Annotated in this window: 1 protein-coding gene; it reads right to left on the bottom strand. The window is 46.9% G+C overall.

The genetic code is table 11. The features are described 5' to 3' along the window. Positions 1-1,385, bottom strand: a 1,385-nt coding sequence (pulA, locus tag PAN06_RS14215; protein WP_269796656.1) for a type I pullulanase, incomplete at both ends; no start/stop codon positions are given.

The following is a 1,385-nucleotide window of genomic DNA, read 5'->3' as shown; positions in this document are numbered from 1 at the left end:
CCCAATTGACCTGATTCACAAAATCTGGAGCATTGTAGGAATTCATGGCCCGTTCACGATCCAAAGGTGTGATTTCTCCATCAGGACCTGTCGCTACCAATTTGGACCGCATAAACTCTTGACCCAATTGCATGAAGGCCATGCCCTGAAAGAGCAGATTCATGGCCGTAGCCAACTCTGAGCGCTTGACCAATCCTGCTACTTCTCCATTCGGATGAAGGGTCTGAAGCAAGTCAAAAAGATTATAATTATCGTGAGCTTCCACATAATTCAAGACCTGATTGGGACTTAAATAATTGCCAAGCTCCGCACTACCTAAAACAGCACGCGCAACGATATTCTCTGTTGATTTTCGGCTGACAAAGCCACGTTTGATGGAACCATAAACCTCAGCCCCTTTAATAGCATCACGCTCCGTATCATTAAAGAATCCAATTCGGGGCAATTGCGCTGCATTGTCCTTCTTAGCCTTGTCCTCTGGTGCGAGACCTGTTCCCATGTCCCAACCTTCTCCGTAAAGAAGAATCCGAGGATCCAGAGCGTCCATTGCCTCCCGAATAGCATTCATCGTCCTTACATCGTGAATACCCATCAAATCAAAGCGGAAGCCATCGATCTGGTACTCCTTGACCCAGTGCGTGAGGGAATCAATCATGTACTTGCGGTACATTTCATGCTCACTAGCCGTTTCATTCCCAACACCTGTCCCATTTTGGAAGCGGCCATCTGGCTCCATCCGGTAATAATAATCCGGAACTGTATTTTGGAAAGGACCATGCTCGGTCGAGTAAATATGATTGTAGACCACATCCAAGACCACAGAAATCCCAGCTTCATGATAAGCCCGGATCATGGTTTTAAGCTCTTTCATGGTTTGTTTCGGATTAGATGGATCCGTCGAAAAGCTAGTTTCTGGTGCAGAATAATTCTGAACGTCGTAACCCCAATTGTAGGTCACCTGGCCTTCTTCGTCGTACTGTTTAAAGCGATCAGAGATGGGCTGCAGTTGCACGACATTGACCCCTAACTGACGGATATAATCAAAGGCAGTTGCATCACCATGGCTATTGACGGTTCCTTCTTGGCAAGCCCCCAGATAGGTTCCACGTAAAGACTCGTCCACACCTGAAGTCGGTGACTTGGTCAAATCCCGAAGGTGCATCTCATAAATCACTGCTTGACAAGGATTGTCCAAGCGCCAAGGAGTCGCATCGACGCCTTTTTTAGGACCCCAATCAAACTGACGATCTGCTCTTGAAAGAATGGCAGAGCGCATCCCATCCGCTATCGTTGCAATGCTATAAGGATCGCGCGTCACTTGAGTATGGTGTTCAAAATGCACACGGTATTGATAAGCCATGCCACTTAAATTTCCTAGAAAATCC

It is taken from the genome of Streptococcus sp. SM3 (assembly GCF_027497875.1).
Note: the sequence above shows the minus strand (reverse complement) of the source record. Positions and strands in the feature narration are given on the sequence as shown.